Source organism: Bradyrhizobium sp. BRP56, assembly GCF_020194035.1.
GTDB classification, from domain to species: Bacteria; Pseudomonadota; Alphaproteobacteria; order Rhizobiales; family Xanthobacteraceae; genus Bradyrhizobium; species Bradyrhizobium australafricanum.
Genome location: NZ_JADYVV010000059.1, coordinates 25,132 through 49,343, shown reverse-complemented (window position 1 = coordinate 49,343; position 24,212 = coordinate 25,132). Strand labels below are relative to the sequence as shown.

At 65.8% G+C, this 24,212-nt stretch carries 23 protein-coding genes; 7 read left to right on the top strand and 16 right to left on the bottom strand.

The window, feature by feature from the left end:
* Nucleotides 1–239 precede the first annotated feature (239 nt).
* Nucleotides 240–2,102, top strand: a complete 1,863-nt coding sequence (locus I6F38_RS32360; RefSeq protein ID WP_225163262.1) for an acetyl-CoA hydrolase/transferase C-terminal domain-containing protein — start codon at nucleotides 240–242, stop codon at nucleotides 2,100–2,102.
* A gap of 85 nt (nucleotides 2,103–2,187) precedes the next feature.
* Here the strand turns inward: I6F38_RS32360 and I6F38_RS32355 are convergent, their stop codons facing one another.
* Together I6F38_RS32355 and I6F38_RS32350 are read right to left on the bottom strand one after the other, a co-directional pair.
* Entirely contained in the window at nucleotides 2,188–2,967 is a 780-nt protein-coding gene (locus tag I6F38_RS32355; protein WP_016843234.1) for an enoyl-CoA hydratase, read from the bottom strand.
* Between the two features lie 124 nt (nucleotides 2,968–3,091).
* Complete coding sequence (locus I6F38_RS32350) at nucleotides 3,092–4,051, bottom strand: hypothetical protein (RefSeq protein ID WP_225163261.1); 960 nt, start codon at nucleotides 4,049–4,051, stop codon at nucleotides 3,092–3,094.
* 49 nt (nucleotides 4,052–4,100) lie between these two features.
* Here I6F38_RS32350 and I6F38_RS32345 point away from each other — a divergent pair, with 49 nt between their 5' ends.
* Nucleotides 4,101–4,646, top strand: a complete 546-nt coding sequence (locus tag I6F38_RS32345) for a sigma-70 family RNA polymerase sigma factor (protein WP_076833573.1) — start codon at nucleotides 4,101–4,103, stop codon at nucleotides 4,644–4,646.
* A 2-nt stretch (nucleotides 4,647–4,648) separates the two neighbouring features.
* Nucleotides 4,649–5,287 (top strand): DUF1109 domain-containing protein, encoded by a 639-nt coding sequence (locus tag I6F38_RS32340; RefSeq protein ID WP_076833110.1) that lies wholly within the window; start codon nucleotides 4,649–4,651, stop codon nucleotides 5,285–5,287.
* Nucleotides 5,288–5,516: 229 nt separating this feature from the next.
* Here the strand turns inward: I6F38_RS32340 and I6F38_RS32335 are convergent, their stop codons facing one another.
* Both I6F38_RS32335 and I6F38_RS32330 read right to left on the bottom strand, forming a co-directional pair.
* On the bottom strand, nucleotides 5,517–6,623 hold the full coding sequence (locus tag I6F38_RS32335) for a DUF2336 domain-containing protein (RefSeq protein ID WP_028331661.1): 1,107 nt from the start codon (nucleotides 6,621–6,623) through the stop codon (nucleotides 5,517–5,519).
* Nucleotides 6,624–6,680: 57 nt separating this feature from the next.
* Nucleotides 6,681–7,829: a GGDEF domain-containing protein gene (locus I6F38_RS32330; RefSeq protein WP_225163260.1), complete on the bottom strand. Its 1,149-nt coding sequence runs from the start codon at nucleotides 7,827–7,829 to the stop codon at nucleotides 6,681–6,683.
* A gap of 417 nt (nucleotides 7,830–8,246) precedes the next feature.
* On the opposite strand from I6F38_RS32330, the gene I6F38_RS32325 reads away from it, so the two are divergent.
* From I6F38_RS32325 to I6F38_RS32310, 4 genes are all read left to right on the top strand, one after another.
* The gene (locus I6F38_RS32325; protein WP_016843228.1) at nucleotides 8,247–8,816 is read left to right on the top strand and encodes a sigma-70 family RNA polymerase sigma factor; all 570 of its coding nucleotides are present in this window, start codon (nucleotides 8,247–8,249) and stop codon (nucleotides 8,814–8,816) included.
* Nucleotides 8,813–9,532 (top strand): hypothetical protein, encoded by a 720-nt coding sequence (locus I6F38_RS32320; RefSeq protein WP_050387103.1) that lies wholly within the window; start codon nucleotides 8,813–8,815, stop codon nucleotides 9,530–9,532. The genes I6F38_RS32325 and I6F38_RS32320 overlap by 4 nt, the downstream gene beginning before the upstream one ends.
* 37 nt (nucleotides 9,533–9,569) lie before the next feature.
* A complete protein-coding gene (locus I6F38_RS32315; RefSeq protein WP_225163259.1) occupies nucleotides 9,570–11,252 on the top strand; it encodes a S8 family serine peptidase in 1,683 nt (560 codons plus the stop codon).
* 550 nt (nucleotides 11,253–11,802) lie between these two features.
* The gene (locus tag I6F38_RS32310) at nucleotides 11,803–12,297 is read left to right on the top strand and encodes a TIGR03809 family protein (protein WP_225163258.1); all 495 of its coding nucleotides are present in this window, start codon (nucleotides 11,803–11,805) and stop codon (nucleotides 12,295–12,297) included.
* A gap of 92 nt (nucleotides 12,298–12,389) precedes the next feature.
* Here the strand turns inward: I6F38_RS32310 and I6F38_RS32305 are convergent, their stop codons facing one another.
* From I6F38_RS32305 to I6F38_RS32250, 12 genes are all read right to left on the bottom strand, one after another.
* A complete protein-coding gene (locus I6F38_RS32305; protein WP_225163257.1) occupies nucleotides 12,390–13,763 on the bottom strand; it encodes a TIGR03808 family TAT-translocated repetitive protein in 1,374 nt (457 codons plus the stop codon).
* 485 nt (nucleotides 13,764–14,248) lie between these two features.
* Complete coding sequence (locus I6F38_RS32300) at nucleotides 14,249–14,896, bottom strand: pyroglutamyl-peptidase I (protein ID WP_225163256.1); 648 nt, start codon at nucleotides 14,894–14,896, stop codon at nucleotides 14,249–14,251.
* Nucleotides 14,893–15,885, bottom strand: coding sequence for a methylmalonyl Co-A mutase-associated GTPase MeaB (gene meaB, locus I6F38_RS32295; RefSeq protein ID WP_225163255.1), 993 nt, complete (start codon nucleotides 15,883–15,885; stop codon nucleotides 14,893–14,895). The genes I6F38_RS32300 and meaB overlap by 4 nt, the downstream gene beginning before the upstream one ends.
* 77 nt (nucleotides 15,886–15,962) lie before the next feature.
* Entirely contained in the window at nucleotides 15,963–16,727 is a 765-nt protein-coding gene (locus I6F38_RS32290) for an RsiV family protein (RefSeq protein WP_225163266.1), read from the bottom strand.
* A 71-nt stretch (nucleotides 16,728–16,798) separates the two neighbouring features.
* Complete coding sequence (gene scpA, locus I6F38_RS32285) at nucleotides 16,799–18,955, bottom strand: methylmalonyl-CoA mutase (protein WP_225163254.1); 2,157 nt, start codon at nucleotides 18,953–18,955, stop codon at nucleotides 16,799–16,801.
* Nucleotides 18,956–19,010: 55 nt separating this feature from the next.
* Nucleotides 19,011–19,481 (bottom strand): GFA family protein, encoded by a 471-nt coding sequence (locus I6F38_RS32280; protein WP_057015646.1) that lies wholly within the window; start codon nucleotides 19,479–19,481, stop codon nucleotides 19,011–19,013.
* Nucleotides 19,478–21,352 carry a methylmalonyl-CoA mutase family protein gene (locus tag I6F38_RS32275; RefSeq protein ID WP_225163253.1) on the bottom strand — a complete coding sequence of 625 codons (1,875 nt, stop codon included), beginning with the start codon at nucleotides 21,350–21,352 and terminating at the stop codon, nucleotides 19,478–19,480. Before I6F38_RS32275 ends, I6F38_RS32280 begins: the two co-directional genes overlap by 4 nt.
* Before the next feature lie 105 nt (nucleotides 21,353–21,457).
* Nucleotides 21,458–21,949, bottom strand: coding sequence for a 2-amino-4-hydroxy-6-hydroxymethyldihydropteridine diphosphokinase (folK, locus tag I6F38_RS32270; protein WP_028331647.1), 492 nt, complete (start codon nucleotides 21,947–21,949; stop codon nucleotides 21,458–21,460).
* Nucleotides 21,950–21,955: 6 nt separating this feature from the next.
* Nucleotides 21,956–22,336, bottom strand: a complete 381-nt coding sequence (gene folB / locus I6F38_RS32265) for a dihydroneopterin aldolase (RefSeq protein WP_016842351.1) — start codon at nucleotides 22,334–22,336, stop codon at nucleotides 21,956–21,958.
* Nucleotides 22,333–23,172, bottom strand: coding sequence for a dihydropteroate synthase (gene folP / locus I6F38_RS32260; protein WP_225163252.1), 840 nt, complete (start codon nucleotides 23,170–23,172; stop codon nucleotides 22,333–22,335). Before folP ends, folB begins: the two co-directional genes overlap by 4 nt.
* Before the next feature lie 105 nt (nucleotides 23,173–23,277).
* Entirely contained in the window at nucleotides 23,278–23,685 is a 408-nt protein-coding gene (locus tag I6F38_RS32255; RefSeq protein WP_018270650.1) for a DUF4332 domain-containing protein, read from the bottom strand.
* A 57-nt stretch (nucleotides 23,686–23,742) separates the two neighbouring features.
* A complete protein-coding gene (locus tag I6F38_RS32250; protein ID WP_016841849.1) occupies nucleotides 23,743–24,108 on the bottom strand; it encodes a hypothetical protein in 366 nt (121 codons plus the stop codon).
* Between the last annotated feature and the right edge of the window lie 104 nt (nucleotides 24,109–24,212).

The following is a 24,212-nucleotide window of genomic DNA, read 5'->3' as shown; positions in this document are numbered from 1 at the left end:
TCCCGCAAACCAAAACTCCGGCAGTGCGCCCCCCGCCGACGCCGCCGACACATCTACCTGTTTACGGGGCGGTGCCGCCACAGACAAACCGCCGCGCGACATCTGCACATCATTTCAGTTCTTGTCTGTTGCCGGTTCGTCACAGGCGCACGTATCGGTCATATAAAGTATAAGTTTGAACCGCCGGCCGTCGATTCAACGATGCCGGTTATCCACCGTCTCGTCCGGGTCCATTGCTGATGCCGATATTCTTCTCCGACCCCGAGGCGATCGCGGAGCACATCATTCGTGAGGTCGGAACCGAACTGGTGGTCGGGCTGCCGCTCGGCCTCGGCAAGGCCAACCACATCGTCAACGCGCTGTATGCGCGAGCAGTGGCCGACCGCTCCATCAACCTGACGCTGTTCTCCGCGCTGACGCTGGAAAAGCCGAAACCGAAGAGCCTGCTCGAACGGCGCTTCATCGGACCGGTGATCGACCGCCTGTTCGGCGGCTATCCGGATCTCGCCTATGCGGATGCGCTGCATCACGGCGCGCTCCCGCCCAACATCAAGGTGATCGAGTTCTTCTTCCTCGCGGGGCAGTGGCTGCACCAGCCATTCGCGCAACAGCACTACATTTCCGCCAACTACACCCATGCGGCGTCATATTTGTTGTCGCGCGGACTGAATGTCGTGCCTCAGCTCGTTGCCAAGCGCATGGTCGACGGCGCGCCGCGCTACAGCCTGAGCTGCAACACCGACACCACGCTCGACGTGCTGCGCGCCCGTGCGCAGGGGCGGGCGTCGTTCAAGCTGATCGGCCAGGTCAATTCCGAGCTGCCGTTCATGCCCGGCGCCGGCGACCTGCCGGCGGATGAATTCGCCGCGGTGCTCGACAGTCCCGAGACCGATTTCCCGCTGTTCGCGCCGCCGTCCGAGCCGATCAGCGACACCAAATATGCGATCGGCTTGCACGCCGCCGGTCTGGTCCGCGACGGCGGCACGTTGCAGATCGGCATCGGGCAGGTTGGCGACGCGCTGGCGCAGGGGCTCGTGGTCCGCCATCGCGACAACGCCCAATTCCACGGCATCATGCAGCGCCTTGCGCCCGGTACCGGGCAACTCGCCGCGGCCGAGACCGGGTCGTTCGAAAAGGGGCTCTACGGCGTCAGCGAGATGCTGTTCGAGGCGTTCCTCGGGCTGATCGACGCCGGCATCCTCAAGCGCGAGGTCGGCGGCGTGATCCTGCACGGCGCATTCTTCCTGGGCCCGCCATCATTCTACCGGGTGCTGCGCGAGATGGCACCGGAGCAGCTGGCGCGAATCCAGATGATGCCGGTTTCCTTCACCAACGAGATCTTCGGCGACGAGGACGGCAAGCGTCGCGCCCGGGCCGATGCGCGCTTTGTCAACAATGCGATGATGGCGACGCTGCTCGGCGCTGCGATCTCGGACGGCCTCGAGGACGGCCAGGTCGTAAGCGGGGTCGGCGGCCAGTATAATTTTGTGGCGCAGGCATTCGCGCTCGAGGGCGCACGTTCTGTGCTGGCGCTGGAGGCGACCCGTCAGTCCGGCAAGCAAGCGCAGTCGAACATCCGCTGGTCCTATGGACATGAGACCATCCCGCGGCATCTGCGCGATGTCTTTGTCACGGAATATGGCGTCGCCGACGTCAGGGGGAAATCCGATGCCGACGTGATCGCCGCGATGCTGCAGGTCTCGGACTCCCGCTTCCAGGGCGAATTGATGCGGCAGGCCAAGGACGCCGGCAAGCTGCCGCGCAGCTACGAGATTCCTGCGGCGCATCGCGAGAATTATCCCGAGCGCATCGGCGATGCGCTGAAGCCCGCGCGCAATGCCGGGCTGCTGCCGTCATTCCCGTTCGGCAGCGATTTCACCGATGTCGAGCAGCGGCTGATTCCGGCGTTGCAGCTATTGCAGCAGGCGCAGCACACGCCGCTGCAACTCGCCGGCCTGCTGTGGCAGGGCATGCGGCATCCGCCCGATGCCGCCGACCGCGAATGCCTGGCGCGGCTCGGTCTCGACAAGCCGACGCATTTCGCTGAGCGCGCCTATCGCGCGCTCGTCACAGCGGCCTTGCAACGGAGCCGGATGGGCTAAAGCGCGATGAGACCATCGCGCTTTAGCCTGTTGTCTGCGCATGATCTTGTCCGGAAAACCGCTTCGCACTTTTCCGGATCATGCTTTAGCGGTTCTTGTTGACCGGCTTGCGCTTCTCGATGAACGCCGCCATGCCCTCGGAGCGATCCTCGAGCGCGAAGGTCGAGTGGAACAGATTGCGCTCGACATTCATGCCCTCTGCGAGCGGCGTCTCGAACGCGCGGTTGACGGCTTCCTTGGCCATCGCGACCGCCGGGCGCGACATCGAGGCGATCTTCTCGGCCGCCGCGAGCGCCTCCTCGAGCAGCTTGTCGGCGGGCACGATCCGCGACACGAGGCCCGAGCGTTCGGCTTCCGCCGCGTCCATCATCCGCCCGGTTAGGCAGAGGTCCATCGCCTTCGACTTGCCGATCGCACGGGTCAGGCGCTGCGTGCCGCCGATGCCGGGAATGGTGCCGAGGGTGATTTCCGGCTGGCCGAACTTGGCGGTGTCGGCGGCGATGATGATGTCGCACATCATCGCGAGCTCGCAGCCGCCGCCGAGCGCATAGCCCGCGACCGCGGCAATGGTCGGCTTGCGGCAACGGGCGACGCGGTCGCCGCCGATGGCGGTGAAATCGCTGTTGAACATGTCGATGAAGCCTTTCGGCTGCATCTCCTTGATGTCGGCACCGGCCGCGAAGGCCTTCTCGCTGCCGGTGATCAGGATACAGCCGATCTTGTCGTCGGCCTCGAGATCGTCGACCGCCGCGGCGATCTCGCGGAACACGCCGAACGAGAGCGCATTCAGCATTTTCGGCCGGTTCAGCGTGATGACGCCGACCGGTCCCTTGCTTTCGACAATGATGAATTCGAACGTAGCCATGGACGCAAACCCCGTGCCTGATTTGCCGGGCAATGTGCCCGCTGACGGGATGCGCTTCAAGTGGCTGAAACGAGGCTTTGGGCTGCGGTGCGGCGCCCCCCGCGCCGCACCGCAGGTGCCTCCGCTAGGCCATGAACATGCGCGCGGCGGAGGCCACCGTGAGCAAAGCGCCGAACCCGATGAAGATCTTCCCGATCAGCGAGGTCTGGTCCCAGCTCGCGCTGTCGCTGCTCGCCAGAACCGGGGCCGGCTTGGGTGCAGCCACGGCAACCGTCGGCGGCGGCGCCGGCGATGCCTCCTGTTGAGCGGTCTGCGGCTGGGCCGGCTGCGGCTGTTCCGCCGGCTGCTCCTGCTGCAGGGCTCGGTCGACCTCGTTGAGCTGGTCGGATGCGACCACATTACCGTCGGACTGGTCTGTGGGCTTGTCGGCCGCGGCAATCAACACATTGGCTTTCACCGGCGTCGCCGCTGCATTGTCGTCGCCGGAGGTCAGCTCCGCATTGGCGTTGGCGACGGTGGCGGGAATGCCTGCCGAGGTGACCCTGCCGGCGTCGTTATTGGTGGCCTTCTTGCTGTCGGATTTGTCGGCGGTCTTGTCAGCGGTCCTGGAGGACCGGTGGCGTGCCGAGCGCCGGCCATGCCGCGAACTCTGCTCGGCAGACTTGTCGGTCGTTGCGCTGTCGGATTTCGATGCCGATGCGTCCGATCCGGCCGCATGCGCCGGCAACGGAGCCGCGAGACACACAAGAAGCCCTGTCAGTCCTGTCGCAACCATCAATGCCAAGCGCCCGCTGGCTTTGATCTTCATTTTGATGATCTCCCCATGTCGCCCGCCCAAGGGCGAAAAGAGACCCCGCTGCGTGTCCACACCGGGGCAGAAAAAGGGAATCTTCGGGCATCCGGGGGCAAAAGCTGGGCAATTTCTTCCCAGTGGCCCATCGACGGCAGCAGCACCGATGCTTGTCGGACCGATCGGTGTTATGAGCCGTGACGTCTGGAAACCCGCCGGAGCGATTCTTTGAGGCCGATCCTCGGCGCGGTCTTGCTGGAGGATAGAGATCACGAATTCGTGATCGTCTGGCATGCCGCGTAACGAACTGAAAGATCGGCCGAATTGCAATTCAGGAGCCTGCGTGCGCGAACGTGAGGATGAATGGACCGGCCTGATGCGGTCGGCCATTTCAGGCGATGATGCGGCGTACCATCGCCTGCTCAAGGCCATCACGCCGGTACTCCGTGCTGCGGCGCGCCGCGGCCTGGCGCGCGCGGGACAACCGGTCGATCAGTCCGAGGACATCGTGCAGGACATCTTGTTGGCGGTACATTTGAAGCGACAGACCTGGGACACCAGCGCGGCGTTCGCGCCGTGGCTCTTCGCGATCGCGCGCAACAAGCTGATCGACGCGCTGCGCCGCCGCGGCAAGCGGATCTTCGTCAACATCGATGATTTCGCCGAGACGCTGCCCGGGGAAACACCGGAACCGACGGCCTCGCCGGGCGAGGTGAGCGCCCAGTTGCAGGCTTTGCCAGCGCGGCAGCGCGAGGTGCTGCAATCGATTGCGGTCGACAGCGCCTCGATCAAGGACACCGCGGCGAAATTCTCGATGACCGAGGGCGCGGTGCGGGTCGCGCTGCATCGCGGGCTTGCGAGCCTCACTGCGAAATTACGGGATCGATGAGCATGGACACCGATCAACTCATTCGAACCCTGGCCGCCGACAATGCCTATCGCGCGCGTCCGATCGGTCTTGCGCTGATGCTGGCACTACTGGCGGCGGCGCCGGTCTCGCTCCTGATCTTCTTCGCCGAACTCGGCGTGCGGCCCGACGTGATGATCGCGATGCACAATCCGTTCTTCGACCTGAAATTCGCCGTGACGCTGGCGCTTGCCGCCTCGGCGATCGCGGTCAGCCTGCATCTGTCGCGCCCGGAGGCTTCGCTGCGCGGCTTCGGCTGGTGGCTGCTGATTCCCGCCGGCATCCTCGTCGCCGCCATCAGCGGCGAGATGATGATGCCGCAGCGTACGCCGATGATGACGCGGCTGATCGGCAAGAATTCGATGGCCTGCATGACCGCGATCCCCGCGATGTCGCTGCCGCTGCTGGTCGGCGCGCTGTACGGGCTGCGGCAGGGCGCGCCGGCGCGGCCAGCGGTCGCGGGTGCGATAGCCGGCCTGCTCTCGGCGGGGCTCGCGGCAACCGTCTACGCGTCGCACTGCACGGATGACTCGCCGCTGTTCGTCGCCACCTGGTACACGCTGGCGACCGCGATCGTCGCGAGCGTCGGCGCGCTGATGGGAAACCGGGCGTTGCGATACTGACTGCTTGTAGCCCGGGCGGAGCGAAATCCGGCTGAGCCCTAACCTCCCCTTGAAAAGGGGAGGTCGCTTTGCTCGTCAGAGCAAAGCGGGTGGGGATCAGCTCTCTCCAAGGGCAGCGTCGCCTGCGGCTCACCCCCATCCCGACCTTCCCCCTTTCAGGGGGAAGGGGAAGAGAACGTCGTAGCCTGGATTGCGCTCCGCTCCGGGCTACGGAGATCAGGCTGAGAGTTCAGGCTGCGGGCGCGGACTGCTGCATGCGATGGAAGCGCAGCACCTGCTGTGCGGTCGACGGCCGCAGCCGCTCATAGGTGTCCTTGCAGGCCTGCAGATCGGTCGGCTCGCCGCCCGAGATGTCGTCGCGCAGGTTGATGATCGCCCGCACCGTCGACCATGACAGGCCCGAGACCTTGGCCAGGATCATGACGCCTTCGGCACGGGTTTCGATCATCATGTTCTCGGCGACGCTGACCGAGACGTTGGCGAGCGCGGCGAGCGAGGCATTGGTCTCGTCGAACTTGCCGGCCTCGGCGAAAGCTGCGAGCTGGAATTCGTCGAGCCGGCCGTCCTGGTAGAGCGACTTGACCAAGGCATGCGCGATCGTGGTGTCCGGCGTCACGGCGGCCGGCGCCGAGCGCGCGCGTCGCGTCGCTTCCTTCACCGCGATCGGAATCTCCTTGGCCTGCTGCGGATTGGCAGCCTCGAGCCGCTGCCTGACCGCGTCCGAGGCCTTGGCGACCAGCTTGAGATAGAGATGCCGCGGGATGTTGGGGCGCAGGCCGACGCAGGTCGACAGGTTGTCGTCGCCCTCGGCGCGGCTGACCAGGCGGGTGAAGCCGCGCTCGGTGAATTCCGCGCCGGGATTGTTGACCGCGCTCTGAATCACCTCGTCATTGCCGCGCAGCACCAGCACGTCGGTGACGGCGCCGCTCAGCGTCTTGCGGTTCGAGATCGCGAGCAGATGCGCCTGGCTCTTGCTGCGCGCCGTTTCGATCAGGGTGTCGTCGTCGAGCCGCGGCGACAGCGTCAGCACAGGGCCCGCGACCTCGATCAGGTCGTCGAAGGCAAGGGTGCGGATGGTCTGCGGCGGTGCGGTGTCGATCGGGGCGAGGCGGTCGGCGAGCAGCGCCTTGGCCGAGTTTTCGATGTGCTCGAGCAGGCATTGGAAAACATCGTCGAACAGCACGATCTGCTCGTTGGAATAGTTCACCGAGCCGTTGATGAAGAGGTCGGTCACGCGGCGCAGCGTCTCGACGCGGCGTGCGACGGTGCCGTGCGCGAGCGTCGTCTGCAGCTCGTCGAGCAGACTTTCGGGGGCGGTCTCGGGCTTCAAACTCATGACTCTGTCCTGGAGCGGTGGCGACGGCTTCTCCGGCGCCGAAGAGGGAAATGGATTTCAGGCGCTGGCGATGCGGTTGCGTCCCCTGGCCTTGGCTGCGTAAAGCGCGCCATCGGCGCGGGCGAGCAATGTGTCAGAGTTTTCGCGCGGCTTGAGCGTCGTGACGCCTGCGGAGATCGTCACCCGCATGCCGGGCGAGAATGCGCTCCAGTCGAGATCGGCGATGATCGCGCGCAGCCGTTCGAGCGCGCGCATCGCCTGATCCTGCGACAGGTCGGGCAGCACCAGCAAGAATTCCTCGCCGCCGTAACGGCCGAAGCGATCGACGCTGCGGAGGTTGGCGAACATGCCGATGGCGAAGGTGCGCAGCGCCTCGTCGCCGATCGGATGGCCGTAGACGTCGTTGATGCGCTTGAAATGGTCGAGGTCGATCAGCGCAACCGCGCAGGAGCTGCCGTTGCGCGCGCAGCGCGCGATCTCCTCTTCGAGCGTGCGCATGATGCTGCGGCGATTGGAGGCGCCGGTCAATTCATCGAGCTCCGCGAGCTCCTCGATGCGCCGATAGGCCTCCTTCAGCTTCAGTCCGCTCTGATACAGCGATTGCTGCATCGAGCTGGAGAAGATGCCGAGGCACATGCAGCGCCCGATCGTCAGCGCGAACACCAGCATGGTGGCGAGGCGATCGATCCGGGTCGCGGTCGGCATCCCGATCGCCTTGTCGGTGCCGAGGAACAGCGCGGCGAGGCCCAGCACCATGACGGTCCAGACGATCGCAGTCTGCCGCGCCGAGGTGCGCAGCGCACCGAAGCCGAACACCACGAACAGGTTGCAGAGAAACAGCACGCCGACTTCCGGCGCGATGTAGGTGAACACCAGCAGGTTCACCATGTTGATGGCCGATTGCGGCGCGACCAGATAGTGGTCGCGGAAGCGCTCGTGAAAGCCGCGCTCGGAGAGCACCACATAGACGGCGACCAGACAGAGGCCGGTCAGCGCGTAGCCCGCCGCCACCCAAACCGACGTGGTGCCGCCATGCGCGTAGATCAGCAGCACGACGGCGTCGAGCACGAAGCAGGCCGCGATCATCGACTGGATCTGGCGGCGCTGCTTGGCCCGGCGCGCCAGGCGCTCGGCCGTCAGCCTGGGACGGCCGCTTTCCGATGCGCCCGCGATCGGGCTGGGAAGTGACGACGCAGCGCTGCCCATGGTCTCGCCATTGGTGAAATCCGGCGAAAATCTACGTGGGAAAGCCTTTAGGTTTGGTATCTTTTGGAACCGAATCTACCCCGGTGTAACCCGGTCATCGCCCTTGTTTCGTAAGGGGAATCCGTTCGCAGAGGCGAGACGGGAGCGATGTGCGGCAAGCCTGCGCTGTGGCGGACTTCGTGACGGTGCTGGCGTGCCGATAAAGCCTTGGTATGGTCGCGCCGGATGGTGCCTGTCCGCGAGAGTTTTCACTATTATGATACCGTTTATCGAGCCTCGGCTGATTTTTCCTCGTTGGAAGCGCCGACTGTGGCATAGATCACACATGCAGTGCGGACATTGCCGTAATGTGAAGAATCTTGGCTCTCGCGTCGAACCACGCACCGCCCCCTTCAGACCAACTTTGCGAGACGGGCATTGAGCGCGACACAGGCGGCTTCAGACGACGTTCTGATCGCTCGGATCGCTCAAGGCGACCGGCTTGCCATGCAGGTGCTGTACGGGCGGCACCATGTCAGGGTGTACCGCTTCGGGCTTCGGCTCGTGCGGGACGAACAGGTGGCGGAAGATCTCATCAGCGAGGTCTTTCTGGACGTGTGGCGTCAGGCGGGCAAGTTTGAGGGACGATCCGCCGTTTCGACCTGGCTTCTGGCGATTACCCGGTTCAAGGCGTTGTCTTCGCTGCGGCGAAGGAAGGACGCCGAGCTGGACGATGAGGCCGCGAACGCGATCGAGGACACGTCCGACGATCCGGAAACGGTAGTGCAGAAGAAGGACACCGGTGACACGCTGCGTAGGTGCCTGACGGGACTATCGGCGGAACATCGGGAAATTGTCGATCTTGTCTACTATCACGAGAAATCCGTGGAAGATGTCGCTGAGATCGTGGGGATTCCGGAGAATACCGTGAAGACGCGCCTGTTCTATGCGCGCAAGAAACTTGCCGAGTTGCTGAAGGCAGCCGGTGTCGAGCGAGGTTGGCCATGATGGCTGCGAGAACAAAGGTGCAAGAGCCTGACGATATCGAGATGCTGCTGCCCTGGCACGCGGCCGGCACGCTGAACGCGCGTGACACGCGCCGCGTCGAGGACGCGCTTGCGAGCGATCCGGAGCTCGCCCGGCAATATGCCGTCATTCGCGAGGAATATGCCGAGACCATCGGCCTCAACGAGAGCCTCGGTGCGCCATCGGCGCGCGCGATGCAGAAGCTGTTCGCCGCGATCGATGCCGAGCCGGAGCACAAGCCGTCGATGGGCGCGCGCATGTCGGCCTCTGTCTCGGAGTTCTTTTCGAAATTGTCGCCGCGGACGCTGGCGTGGTCGTCCGGCCTCGGTGCGGTCGTGGTGTTGTTGCAGGCGGGCGTGATCGGCGCGGTGCTGATGCGCAGCCAGCCGGCTTTGTTCCAGACGGCGTCGCTCGATGTCGCCGAGCGCAGTGCGCCGGTCGCGCCCAGTGCGCCGATCACCCGCGACCTCGGCGCCAGCGTGGCGGCGACGCCGACCCGGCTGCTGGTGCGCTTCACACCCGATGCCAGGGTCGCCGACATCACGTCGCTACTCGACAATTACCAGGCCTCGATCCTCGACGGGAAGGGCGGGATGTTCCGGCTGCAGTTCCGCGCAATGGACAAGAGCAGCGTCGCTGCGCTGATCGCGCGTTTGCAGAAGGAGAAGATCGTCAGCCTCGCGGTCGAAACGCCGTAGTCGGCGGCTGACGGTTCTGCGCCGAGTTGAGGTCACCATGGCCGCCAACGGCCGGACCAGATTGACGAACCACGCGATCGGCGCAGCCGCAGCCTTGTTGCTGGTCTGTGTTGCCGGCTCCGCCTCCGCCCAGAATTTCATGCGATCGCCGACCGGTGGCGCGCCACAGGTCTCGCCCGGGTTGCGGGCCAATCCCGGTATGGGAAGGGTTGGTGGCAATCCCGCCGGCGGGTTCGGCGGCCCAGTTGGCCGCATGCCGCCGACGGTGGACCGCGGCCCGGCCACGTCGTGGACCTACGATGGGCCGCGATTGCGCGTGCCGTCTCCCGTGCGCCCCGCGCCCCGTCTCTCTGCCAGCTGCGATGACGGCGATCGCGGCCAATGTTCCGACCGGCCGGTTGCCGGCAACGGCGGCGGCAAGGGCGCAACGCGGAAGGGCAGGGCCGGCGGTGGCGGCAGTTTGCGTGCACAGGATGCGTCGAGCGTGCGAACCGTGCCGAATGAGCTCGTGGCCGAAATCGACGGTGCATTGACGAAGGCGGAAGCAGATGCACTCGCGCGCCGTCATGGGTTGAGGCGGATCGCCTCGCAGAATGTCGCGCTGCTGGGTGCGACGATCGGCCTGTTCCGCATCCTGGGCAATCGTTCGGCCGAAACGGCGAGCCGCGAGCTCGCAAGCGATGCCGGCGTCCGCTCCGTACAGGCCAACTACCGTTACGCGCTGCAGGACCAGAAGGCGTCGGGCGGCAGCGATCCGACGCAATATGCCCAGACACAGTTGCATCTGCCCGCCGCCCACAAGCTGGCGCGCGGGATGAATGTCACCATTGCCGTGATCGACTCCGGCGTCGACGCCGCCCATCCGGAATTGGCGAACACGGTCGCCGATACGTTCGATGCGCTCGGCAGCAAGGATGCTCCAAACGCCCACGGCACCGCCATTGCCGGCGCGATTGCGGCGCGTGTCAGGCTCACGGGGAGCGCGCCGGAAGTGCGGATCCTGGCGATCCGCGCCTTCGGTGCGGTCGCGGGCGGCGCCGGGAGCACCTCCTATGTGATCCTCAGGAGCCTCGACTACGCGGTGGCGCATGGCGCGCAGATCGTGAACATGAGCTTCGCCGGACCGAAGGACGCCCTGGTCGAGCGCGCGGTGGCCGCTGCCGTGATGCGGGACGTCGTGCTGGTCGCCGCGGCCGGCAATGCTGGCGCGACATCGCCGCCGCTGTATCCGGCCGCCCATCCCGATGTGATCGCAGTGAGTGGCACCGATGCCGGCGACCGGCTGATGGCCGCCTCGAACCGCGGCAGCCATATCGCGCTGGCGGCCCCGGGCGCCGACCTCCTCGTGCCGGTGCCTGACGGCAAATACCAGCTGATGTCGGGCACCTCGTTTTCGGCCGCGTTCGTCAGCGGCATCGCGGCCTTGGTGCTGGAACGCAATCCGGCATTGAAGCCCGCCGAGGTGCGACGGGTCCTGACCAGCACGGCGCGCGATCTCGGGACACCTGGACGTGACGATCTGTTCGGTGCGGGGGAAGCGGATGCGCTTGCCGCGGTGATGGCGGCGACCAGTGCTCCCATTGCCTCTGCCGCGGACAAACCGTCGCAGCCTGCACAGCAGGCCGACGGCAATAACACTTCCGTGAGCCGCACGTCGAATGAACCCGCGCCGTCGATCGCATCGGAGGATTCCGCTGCAAATCGCCGTGCTGCGCAGTGATTTTCGACGCCGAACGCCTGCAACGGTGCGATGGAACCGCGGCGCGAGAAGGTTAAAAAAATCGCCGGCGATTTGAACGTCCGCCTTCCTCTCACGACTTATGTGTGTGGGAGCGGTTTACCCTCCCCGGCTATATCAGGCGCGAGCGCCCATCCACCCCAAGCGCCCATATGGCTTTGACCCGTCCGGTTGTCCCCCCGGACGGGTCTTTCATTTTGGGGGCACCCCTTGCATGACGGACTCGACGGTGCGCGGCGCGATGGCGTCGACCGATCGCAGCGGGATGGGCAAGCGCGCGACGGCGGCGGTGGTTTGCCGTGGATCATTCCGCCCGGAGCATCGTCACCACGGCAAGTCGATGACTTGAGGCAGTTCGAGCGAGAAACTCCGTAGTCGAGCGGACTTCTTCGATCGACCGTTCGCGATTAAGAATTTAGTTAGACTTTATTTACCTTTTCCACAGAATATCGGTCTCACGTCCAGTTGATTCGGTTCGGTTCGGTTCGTTCGGTTGCGTCTGCGTCCGTTTCTTTTCCTGCGGGCAAGTTGAATGACACATCGGACCGACGTGGCCAGAGGCCAGGAGATCGTTGCACGCTGGTGCAACCTCGCCGAGCAAAGGCTAGAGCACCTTACCGAACTGTTCGATACCGGGCGCTGGCGGCGCTATCACAGCGAGCAGGCCTTTCTCGAGAACATCAGGGAAGCCCGTGCCGCGGTCGACATCTGGCGCGAATTGCTGTCCCGCGAAGCCTCGCTCGACAATTCGCCGATCGATCTGTCCTGGCTCGGTCGCGGCAGGTCGAAACTGCCGCCGGCCGCCATCTCGCCGCCGCCCGCGCGCCGGCCGGAGGCTGCGGTCCTGGCCGAGGCGGCGATGAAAGCGGTCGCGGCCGCGCTGGAAACGGCGGCCGAGGTGCTGGAGCAGCCGCCCACGGTGGCCGACGCGCCGCCGCTGGAAATGCCCGCTCCGGCTGTGCCGCCGCCGGTGCTCGATCTCGACACCATCCAGCGGCGCTATCCGCTGCTGCGCAACGCGCTGTAGGCGACCGCTCTCGCTTATTTTTTGAGCATGATCTCCGCGCAAGCGCGTTCCGCGTTTGTCGCGAGGAAAAGCCGCTTCGCCCTTTTCCGGATCTAGCGCCGCACCGCGTTCGCGCCGACCACGAGCTGCGCATATTGCTGGGCGCCGCCTGCCGACAGATCCGGCGTGATCGGGCGGGCATGGTCGAGCCCGACCACCGCGCCGCGCGGGGTTTCCGAGATCATGTTGTTGTTGATCAGCGCGGTGCCGGCGCCCGGCACCACCGAGACGCCGATGCCGACGAAGGCGTTGCGGACCACGTTGCCTGATATCGCGACATCGCGCAGGTACTTGCCCCAGCCGGCGACGATGCCGAAGGTCGGCGCGTTCTCGATTACATTGCCGGTCACGGTGCTGTCGGCCTCGACATAGATGCCGATGCCGGCGCCGTCGTTCGGGTCGGTGCCTGCAGGGCGCTTCGGCAGCAGGTTGCGGATGATGTTGCCCTGGACCACCGCGATGCGGCCGCCCTCGTTGAAATTGCACACGGAGACGCCGATCGCCGCGCCATCGACGGTGTTGTTGGCGATCACCGCGGCCTCGAACGAAAACTCCGAATAGAGCGCGACCTCGCGGACATTGCTGACGCTGTTGTCGGTGATGTGGATGTTGGAGGCCGAATTGCCGCGCACCGCCGAGAAGTCGCAGTTCTTGATGCGGTTGCCGCGCACGATCACGTTGCCGGCGCGGAAGGCGTTGATGGCGTTGCCGTACTGCCCGGAGCCGCCGGGGCCGGCCTTGATGTCCTCGATGCGATTGTCTGCGACGATCGAGCCGTCGTCGCCGATCGCGGTGCGCAGGATCTCGATGCCGTTGTCGTTGGTGCCCTTGATGGTGTTGCGCGACACCATCAGGCCGATCGCGTCGAACGACACCAGCGCCGTGGTCGCGATGTCGGTGAAGACGTTGTTGCTGACGTCGCCCGACATCTGCTCGAACCAGATGCCGTTGCCGCCGCTGCCGGTGAACCGGCAATCGGTGATGCGGATGTCGCGGCCGGATAGGCAGTGCACGAGGCCGCGCCGGTTCGGCAGCGGGACGTTGCCGCCGTCGAAGGTGAGGCCCATCAGGACGACGCCGCCGGCGCCTTCGCCTTCCAGCAGCGAGGCGCCGCCGTTGAACACCAGCCGGCTGGCGCCGCGCACGCCGATCAGCTGGCTGCCGGGCGCAAGCCGCAACAGGCCGGTGCGGTAGACGCCGGGCGGGAACGCCAGCGGCACCTGCGCCCGCGCGGCGTCGTCGATCGCGCGCTGCAAATTGCGGGTCTGGTCGTCCGGGCTGCCGGGGTGCACGCCATATTGCGTGACGTCGCGGCCGAGCGAGCCGGTCGACGGCGCGGCGGCACGCGCGGCGTCAGGCGACATCGCAAGCGCGCCGGCTGCGCCGGCGGCGGTTACTCCGATCAGATGGCGGCGGTTGACGTCCATGGGCAAGGCCCTCGCAACATTCGCGAGCGGTGACGTTCGCGGGTCGAGTGGTAGCGCGAAACGCGGCGCGGCATGGTGAACGCGCCGACGCAGCGGGGCGATTGTTGGCGGTAGGGTTAATCGCGGGTGCAACCGCTTCACGTTGTCAAACAGGCGTTCCCCGGTGTCATCACGCGCGTATGCGCGGGCCCGACACCGGGGAGATGCGGGCCCACGGCTCCTTCCCAGGCGTCGTCCCGGCGAAGGCCGGGACCCATACGCTGCGGCTTGTGTTGTGAACGGGACTCGTCATTGCAGCGACGCTCAACAATGATCTTTCGTGGTTATGGGTCCCGGCCTTCGCCGGGACGACACTGAATGGCCGTTGCAGACCTCGTCATTCGATCCAATTTTAGCATTTGCTGGGGTCTACGGTTGAGCTTGCGTACGCGTGAGTTGGAGGATGCCAACTAGGGGCGTGTACTTACACCGCCCGATCCGCACGCTCACGCGCGCGAGGCCTGCCGGGTCAGTTTCACCAGCTCCATCAGCATGGCCTCGCCGGCATCGACGAGCGCTTCCAGCGTGATCGATGATTTGCCGGGTGCAGCCGTGCCGTCATGGGCGAGCGGCGGGACGTGGACGAATTGCGCGATGCGCAGATCATTGTCGCCGTTGACGGCCTCGATCGCGCGCCAGCTCAGATAGTTGCAGAGATAGCTGCCGGCATCGCGCGAGGCTCGCGCGTCGATCCCGGACGTCAGCGCGGCGCGCAGTAGTTTTTCAGTATGAGGCCCGAACATGCGCGCATCGGCGCCGCCCTCGATCGATCCCTTGCGCGCATGCTGGCGGCCGGCGTCGGGGAAGCGCGTGGTCACCGCGTTGCGAGCACGGCTTTCGATCCGCAGATAGTCGGTGCGGCCGGCGAGGCCGAACATCAAGAGCGCCTGCGGGCGGTGTTCTGCGATCAGCTCCGGCAATTCGCGATCGACGGCCGCGTAGGTGACGTCGAAGATGTGGCTCGACAGCGCGACGTCGTCGAAGGCCGGGCGGCGCAGGGCGGTCAGCCGCTTCACCAACGGCATGGTCGGGTTGAACGGCGCACCCGGAAACGGCCCAAAGCCGGTAACGAGGACGCGCAGCCTGCCGCTCAATGCAGCATCTCCGCGATCTGTTCGGCGGCGACCGCGGGCGAGATGCGGCCGCCGGCGACCTCGGCCTCCATCTTCTTCACTTTGGCGCGGATCGCGGCATCCGAGCGCAGCCGCGCCATCATCCGGCTCTCCAGCATCGACCACATCCACTTCACCTGCTGTTCCCGGCGGCGGCCGGCGAACTCGCCCGAGGCGTTCATCGCGGTACGGTGGTCGAGGATCTTCTGCCAGAGCCGGTCGAGCCCGGCGCCGGTCAGCGCGGAATAGGTCTCCACCGGCGGATGCCAATGCTCGGAGCGCGGCGCCAGGATGTGCAGCGCGCTGCGATAGTCGGCGGCGGCGAGGTTGGCGCGCTTGAGGTTGTCGCCGTCGGCCTTGTTGATCGCGATCATGTCGGCGAGCTCGACAAGGCCCTTTTTGATGCCCTGCAGCTCGTCGCCGGCGCCGGGCAGCATCAAGGCCAGGAAGAAATCGGTCATATCGCAGACCGCGGTCTCGGACTGGCCGATGCCGACGGTTTCGACCAGCACCACGTCGAAGCCGGCCGCCTCGCACAGCAGCATCGCCTCGCGGGTCTTCGCCGCGACACCGCCGAGCGTACCCGAGGAGGGCGAGGGACGGATAAAGGCCTGGTCGGAGACGGCGAGCCGCGCCATCCGGGTCTTATCGCCGAGGATCGAGCCGCCGGTGCGCGCCGAGGAGGGATCGACCGCCAGCACCGCGACCTTGTGGCCGCGCTCGATCAGGAACATGCCGAGCGCATCGATGGTGGTCGACTTGCCGACGCCGGGCGAGCCGGTGATGCCGACCCGCACCGCCTTGCCGGTGTCGGGCAATAGCGCCTGCACCAGCTCGCGCGCCGCCGCCTGATGATCGCCGCGCCGGCTCTCGACCAGCGTGATCGCCCGCGCCAGCGCGGCGCGGTGGCCGGCACGGAGGTCCTTGGCGAGGGCGCTGATGTCGGGAGCAGCAGGCTTCGATGCGATCATGGGGTTGGTTTACAACGGCTGGCCATGGCAGGCGAGGGGAACGCGGATCGGCGCCGGCGTGGCTTGTTGATGAAGCCTTATTGCTGCTCGTCCGTATCGCCCTTCGGCCGCGCGCCGGCGAAGATTTTTGCGCCTTCCGCCGTCAGATACGGCTTCAGCGTCTCCCACGGAACGAAGATGACATACTGGCCTTCGGCGTAGGGGCCGACGGCGTAGGGCGGGTAGTGGAAGGTGAGGCCGGAGCTCTTGCCTGACACGGTCGACGGCGCCAGCGTCACGGCGCCGATCTTGAGCAGGGTCGGCTTCAACTCCTTGTACCACTCGGCGGTTGCGGTCTCGCCGGCGCCGCGCCGCTTCTTCTCGGCGTTGAGCGCGCTGACGATGGCCTTGCGCATCGCCGTCAGGGTCGGGCCGTTGTCCGTCGTCTCGGTGAAGAAGGGACGGATGCTGATGCGCTTCTTCGCCGTGGTGTCCCACAGGATGGTGTTGACGTCGGAGTTCGGATGCGCGCCGTGGGTGTCCATGTAGTCGTCGCGCAGCACGCTCACATAGCGGCCGTCGACGACGGAGCGCTCGGAGTATTTGCGTTCGAACGAGTAGCCGCCGCGATCTTTGAAAAGCTCAGGCTCCTGCTTGCGGTCGGCCGCAGCCTCGGCGGCATTCTTCTCGATCCACTTCTTGCCCTCGCCGAGGCAATCGGCCGCCAGCGCGCTGTCTGCCTTGATCTTGTCGTCGAGATAGACGCTCGCCTCGATGCTCGCATTCTTGATCGTGGCGTCGGGTTTGGGGTCGGCGGCGCGCGCAGGAAGGCAAAGGCACGCGAGCACGCTGGCAAGACCCATGATGCGGACAGGCGTCATCGAGCGAGCGGCGCGCATGGAAGGCTCCTGAAAGGAGAGCGTATACGGCAGCGCTACTCCGCCGCCGCGCTATGGCCGAGCCGGGCGTTGAGCTTGTGGATCAGCTCCTCGGCGGCATCCGAGATCACGGTGCCCGGCGGGAAGATCGCCTCGGCGCCGGCGGCATACAGCGCGTCGTAATCCTGCGGCGGCACCACGCCGCCGATGATGATCATGATGTCGTCGCGGCCATGTTTCTTCAGCGCGGCCTTCAATTCGGGCACCGCGGTGAGATGCGCCGCGGCAAGCGAGGAGACGCCGAGAATGTGGACGTCGTTCTCGACCGCTTGGCGGGCGGCTTCGTCGGCGGTTGCGAACAGCGGTCCGATATCGACGTCGAAGCCAACATCGGCGAAGGCGGATGCGATCACCTTCTGGCCGCGGTCATGGCCGTCCTGGCCGATTTTTGCCACCAGGATGCGCGGGCGGCGGCCCTCGGCCTCCTCGAACGCATCGATCAGGGCCTGCACTTTTTCGACCTTGTTGGACATCGCCGCTGCCTCTCGCTTGTAGACGCCGGTGATGGACTTGATCTCGGCGCGGTGGCGGCCGAACACCTTTTCCATGGCGTCCGAAATTTCGCCGACGGTGGCCTTGGCGCGAGCGGCGTCGATCGCCAGCGCCAGCAAATTGCCGTTGCCTTCGCCCGCCGAGCGGGTAAGCGCGGCGAGCGCCGCATCGACGTCCTTCTGGTTGCGCTCCTTCTTGAGTCGCGCCAGCTTGTCGATCTGCAGCCGACGCACGGTGGAGTTCTCCACCTTCAAGACGTCGATCGGCTTCTCGTTCTCGGGCTTGAACTTGTTGACGCCGATCACCGCCTGGCGGCCGGCATCGATCCGCGCCTGGGTCTTGGCGGAGGCTTCCTCGATCCTGAGCTTCGGCACGCCGGCCTCGATCGCCTTGGCCATGCCGCCGAGCGCCTCGACCTCCTGGATGTGCCCCCAGGCCTTCTGCGCGAGATCGCGGGTCAGCCGCTCGACATAGTAGGAGCCGCCCCAAGGATCGATGATGCGGTTGGTGCCGCTCTCCTGCTGCAGGAACAGCTGGGTGTTGCGGGCGATGCGCGCCGAGAAATCGGTCGGCAGCGCCAGGGCCTCGTCGAGCGCGTTGGTGTGCAGCGACTGGGTGTGGCCTTGGGTTGCCGCCATCGCCTCGATCGTGGTGCGCATCACGTTGTTGAAGACGTCCTGCGCGGTCAGCGACCAGCCCGAGGTCTGGCAATGGGTGCGCAGCGACAGCGAGCGCGGATCCTTCGGATTGAACTGCTTGAGCAGCTTGGCCCACAACAGCCGCGCGGCGCGCATCTTGGCGACTTCCATGAAGAAGTTCATGCCGATCGCCCAGAAGAACGACAGCCGCGGCGCAAAGCGGTCGACGTCGAGGCCCGCGGCAAGCCCGGCGCGCAGATATTCGACGCCGTCGGCCAGCGTATAGGCGAGCTCGAGGTCCTGCGTCGCGCCGGCTTCCTGCATGTGGTAGCCGGAAATGGAAATGGAGTTGTATTTCGGCATCCGCTGCGAGGTATAGGCGAAGATGTCGGAGATGATCCGCATCGAGGGCGCCGGCGGATAGATGTAGGTGTTGCGCACCATGAACTCTTTCAGAATGTCGTTCTGAATGGTGCCCGACAGTTTCTCCGGCGGCACGCCCTGTTCCTCGGCAGCCGCGACGAACAGCGCGAGGATCGGCAGCACCGCGCCGTTCATGGTCATCGACACGCTCATCTGGTCGAGCGGGATGCCGGCGAACAGCGTGCGCATGTCGTAGATGGAATCGATCGCGACGCCGGCCATGCCGACGTCGCCGGAGACGCGCGGATGATCCGAGTCATAGCCGCGGTGGGTGGCGAGGTCGAAGGCGACCGACAGGCCCTTCTGTCCGGCGGCGAGGTTACGGCGATAGAACGCGTTGGAATCCTCCGCCGTGGAGAAGCCGGCATATTGCCGGATGGTCCAGGGCTGGTTGACATACATGGTCGGGTAGGGGCCGCGCAGATAGGGCGCGATGCCCGGCCAGGTCTCGAGGAAGTCGATGCCTTCGAGATCGGCCTCGCCGTAAACGGATTTCACCGGGATGCCCTCGGGCGTCAGCCACGGCTCGGCACTCGCGGCCGGGGCCGCGGTGGCAACGGGCTGGAAGGCGACATCGGCGAAATTGGGAATGCGGGTCATTCCTGGGCTTCCTCAAACTGGCGATTGCGTTCGATCAATCGCTGTAGCTTCTAACTCAATCATGGTCTGGATGCTGATGGCTGACGATCGTCGCCATCTTGTCCGGTCCGTAATTCTGCATCGTGGTCTGGCTCGGCAGGTTGGCGATGCCGACCACCCAGCCGTGGCGGGACTCGGTTCCGAATTGTTGCGTCGGTATCACCCGGTCGGGCCGATCGAAAGCGCCGGTCATGATCTCGATGCGGGGCCCGTCGATGCGGCGGAAGCTCAGGGGCGTTCCGCAGGCCGCGCAGAAGTCGCGCTCGGCGATCGAGGAGGACCTGAACGCGGCGGGCTTGCCGCGGGTCCATCTGAAGTCGTTGCGATCGATGTCAGCGAAAGAGGCAAATGGCGCGCCGGACGCCTTCTGGCACATTCGGCAGTGGCAGATGCTGATCCGGGTCGGTGCGGCCGAGACGGCAAATCGGACGGCGCCGCACTGGCAGCCGCCGGTCAGAACGGGTGTCGATGGTGCCTCTGCGCTCATGTCTGCTCCATCCGCCGATAGGCGTCGCGCAATGCCGCCAGCGCATCACCGCCGGCGAAGACGAACTCGCCAATGCCGGCCGCCCGCAGCGCCGCTTCCTGGTCGCCGGGCCGCCCTGCCAGATAGATATGCCTTGCACCGGCGCCTTGAAGGGCCCTGGCGGCCTCAACGGCGCTGGCGGCATAGACCTTATCCGAGGAACAAATGCACGCCATCGTGGCGCCCGAGGCCTTGTAGGCCGCGGCCAGCGCCGCCGCGTCGGCAAAGCCCTCGCTGTCGATGGCCTCGATCCCGCCGGTTTCGAAGAAACTCTTGGCGAAGGTCGCGCGGGCCGTGAAGTCCGCGGCGGTGCCGAGATTAGCCAGGAATATCTTCGGCCGTGCGCCATGCCCCTTCAGCGCGGCATCCGACTTGTCGCGCAGCGCCTCGAACGGCTCGGCGAGCCGCATCGGCGCGAGGGCGTCGAACTTCACCTTGGTGCCGGCGAGGGACGCCGGCGCTGATGGTTTCACATCCAGCACCGCGGGGGCGGCCTCGCGCAGATCCGGAAATTCGCTGGCGCCGGTCAGCACGTCGCGGCGCTTCGCCACATTGGTCTCGCGCAGCAATCGCGTCGCGGCGACCTTGTTTTGCAGCAGCCCCTGCTCGAGCGCGGCGAAGATGCCGCCGGCCTTCTCGATCTCCTGGAACAGCGTCCACGCCGCCTCGCAGAGTTGCGAGGTCAGCGTCTCGATGCCGCCGGCGCCGGCCGCGGGATCGGAGACCTTGGCGAGGTTGGACTCATCGAGCAGCACGAGTTGCGTGTTGCGCGCCACGCGCCGGGCGAAGTCGTCGGGCAGGCCGAGCGCCAGCGTGTGCGGCAGCACCGTGATCGCATTGGCGCCGCCGAGCCCGGCCGCAAAGGTCGCGATCGTCGCGCGCAGCATGTTCACGTTGGGATCGCGCTGGGTCAGCATGCGCCAGGCGGTTTGCGCGTTGACGAAGATCGGCTTCGGCGCAAGCCCGCAGGCCTCTTCGATTCTTGCCCAAAGGCGGCGCAGCGCGCGGAATTTCGCCATGGTCAGGAACTGGTCGGCATCGGCGCTGAGGCGGAACGAGATGCCCGCGCGCGCCGCATCGAGATCGATGCCGGCGCCTTCCAGCATGCGCAGATAGGCGAGGCCCAGCGCGAGCGTGAACGCGAGTTCCTGCACCTCGGAGCCGCCGGCATCATGGACCGGCCGGCCGTCGGCCAGCACGAACGGCCCCTTGAAGCCGCGCTTGATCAGGCCATTGACGACCTGGCCGAACGACTTTTCGTAGTTGGGCCAGGCGATGGCCGCAGCACCGCGCACGGCCATGGTGCTGAGCGCCTGGTAATTGAAATGCAGATCGAGCTTGGCCGGGTCGAGCTTGCGGGCCTCGACCATGTCGGCAAAGGTCTCGCCGGCGTTCTCGCGGCCGATCACCGGGTTGAGCGCGATCATGATGCCGGCATCGAGATGGACGCCGCCGCAGGCGCGCGCCAGCGTCTTCTTGCTGGCATCGGCAAGACCGAAGCCGCGCGCGCCGGGACCGCCGGCGAACTCGAATTCGAGGCCGGTCGCGCCGTTCTCGAGATCCTGCAGCGCCTGCGCATTGGCCTGTGCGGCATCGGGATGATCGACCCGCTGCAGGATCTGCCAGGGTGCAGCGGCGGCGCGGCCGGCAAGCGGGCTTGAATTGGTGGCGCGGCGGTAGATCGGATCGATCTTCAGGCCGTCATAGGTCTTGCCGACCAGCTTCTCGAACGGGGCGCCCTTCAGCACGCCGTCGACCAGCTTGCGCCAGTCGTCATAGGTCGCAGGTCGAAAATCCGAAGCCAGAGCCAAATCGTCAGTCGAGGTCGTCATCCGCCCAAATCGTCCTTCACCGGCCCCGCGCGGGGCCCCTTGATTTGGCCGGAAATTGCCACGGGCGGGCGGCCAAGCCAAACGGTTGTTTGCGGTGGTTTGGCTTTAATCGAGGTCCGCTAGACGGAAAATACCGTCTGTAGAGACCTTCGCCAGCGCATCGGCGACGCGGCGCCCGGCGATGACGCGGTCGGGAACGATCTCGGCGAGCGGCACCAAGACGAAAGCGCGTTCGAACAAACGCGGGTGCGGCAGCGTCAGTTCCGGCTTGTTCAGTGTGACGTCGTCATAGGCGATCAGGTCGAGGTCGAGGGTGCGCGGCCCCCAGCGCTGCTCATTGGCGCGGTCGCGGCCGAATTTGGCTTCGATCTTGTGCAGCGTGAACAGCAGCGCGTGCGGATCGAGACTGGTCTCGATCTCGATGCAGGCGTTGATGAAGCTGTCCTGCTGCTGCTCGCCCCAGGGTGGCGTCGAATAATCCGACGAGCGTGCGATAAGCGCGGCCTGGGTCATGCCGCAGATATTGGCGATCGCCTTGCGAAACGTGGTGCGGACGTCGCCGACATTGCCGCCGAGGGCGATCAGGACGTCAGCCATCGGCGTTCACCCCTGGGGCGGTTGATGGCGCGAGCGGGTCAGCACCACGCCGACATCGTCGAAGATCGCGGCGATCGGCGCGTGCGGCTTGTGCACCGTGACCTTGACCGCCCGGATGCGCGGGAAGCTCGCTAGGATGTCCTCGGCCACCGCACCCGCGGCGCGCTCTAGCAGCTTGTAGTTGGTGTTCTTGAATGCCGACGTCGCGGTCGCCACCACGTTGGAATAGGAGACGGTGTCGGAGAGGCGATCGGTGCGCGAGGATTCCGAGAGGTCGGTATAGAGCTCGAGATCGATGACGAAGCGCTGCCCAACTTCGGTCTCATGTTCCATCACGCCATGACGGGCATGGATGACGATCCCGGTGATGAAGATCGTATCGGTCATTGCTGTCCCTCGATTGCCGCCGCCACGCGCAGCGCCTGAACGGTTTCGGCGACGTCATGCGCGCGGATGATACGGGCGCCATTTTGCGCCGCGATCAGATGCGCCGCGATCGAGCCGCCGATCCGCTGTTGCGGCTCCGACGCCACGACCGTGCTGATGAAGCGCTTGCGCGAGGCGCCGACCAGCAGCGGCAGTCGGAACGCGTCGAGCTCGGCGAGCCGTGCCAGCGCGGTCATGCTCTGCTCCGGGGTCTTGCCGAAGCCGATGCCGGGATCGAGCACGATCCGGTCGGGCGAAATGCCGGCGCTCGCGGCGATCGCGAGCGAGCGCTCGAAGAAGGCGGCGATGTCCTGCATGATGTCGATCGCCGGATCGGCCTGCTCGCGATTGTGCATGATGATCACGGGCACGCCGCGTGCGGCGACGAGCGGCGCCATGCCGGCATCGCGCTGCAGGCCCCAGACGTCATTGGCGATGACAGCGCCCTGGTCGAGCGCCCAGGCCACGACCTCCGATTTCATACTGTCGATCGAGACCGGCACGCCAAGGGCGATCACGTCGGCAAGCACGGGCTTCAGCCGCGCCATCTCGGCCTCGGCGGTGACCGGCTGCGAGCCGTAGGGACGGGTAGATTCCGCGCCGATGTCGATGATATCGGCGCCCTCGGTGACCAGCTTGCGGGCCTGTGCCAGCGCCTCTTCGGGTGCGGCGAACTGGCCGCCGTCGGAGAACGAGTCCGGCGTCACGTTCAGGATGCCCATCACGGCCGGATAGGGCCGCGACAACAGCGCCGGCAGCACCGCCGATACGGCCGGGCCGGTCACCGTCGATGCCATGGGCTTGCTCGCCATCATGCGGTGGCTTTGCGCTGACCGCAGCGGCAAGTCAAGGTGTGGCGCTGACGGGTGACGCGGCCCGCGGCCGAATGCCGTTAAGACAGGCTAATAGGTGATCTTGGGAGGCAGCTTGCGTGCCTCTTCGATCAGCAGCTCGACCGACTTCTCCGACGGCATCACGCGGACGAGCTTACGCCGCACATTGGCGTCCTTCATGCTCTGCGCGAGCCGCGACGGGTTGCGGTGCGCGAGCTCGCGCACGGTGGTGACGCCGGCGGCGCGGACCAGGCCGACCTTCGCCTTGCCCATGCCGGGAATCCGCATGTAGTCGGAGATGTTGGCCCATTCGAGCAATTGTTGTTCGCTGATCCCGGTCTTGGCGGCGAGCGCCTTGCGTCCCTTGACGGTGCGGGCGGCTTCAAGCAGTGCGTCGGTCGTGCGGATACCTTGCGATTTCAGTTTGGTGGCGCAATAGGCGGACAGGCCTTCGATCTCGGAGAGGGGGTATGTCATGATACTCGTATGCAGGTAGAAGGGAGCGCACGTGCAATGGCGTTTTGGGAGAATGCTTCAGGCAAACTGGCTGAGGCCCGGCGTCCCCGAGATGATCTCGCCCATTTGATCCGCTCCGATTTTGTCGCGGCCGAACCTGAAAAGTTCACGCGCGACGTTCTGAATCTCACTCATGCTCAATCCAAGCGCCATCAGCCGGGTGCCGACAGCCATCAGACCGCCACCCATCAACCGCGATAGACCACCGCTGTTGTTGGAGGCGGCGATTGCCGCTTCGGCGCCGGGGATTTGGTCGATCAGAGCCTGAACTTTGTCGGAAGGTCCCTCGTTACGGAGGAAACCCAGAACGATGCCGATGGTTTTTTCAGCGACAGCACCGTCGATGCCGGCCTTCGCGGCCAGCTGCCCAACCAATTCGTCCATATTGCCCCGCCTCAACCGGTTTTTGCCGGATTATTCTTGAAGATTTATCTTGAGCGCCTGTGTCACGAAATACAAGCGATCCGCGCATTTCAGTTCGTTTTCTT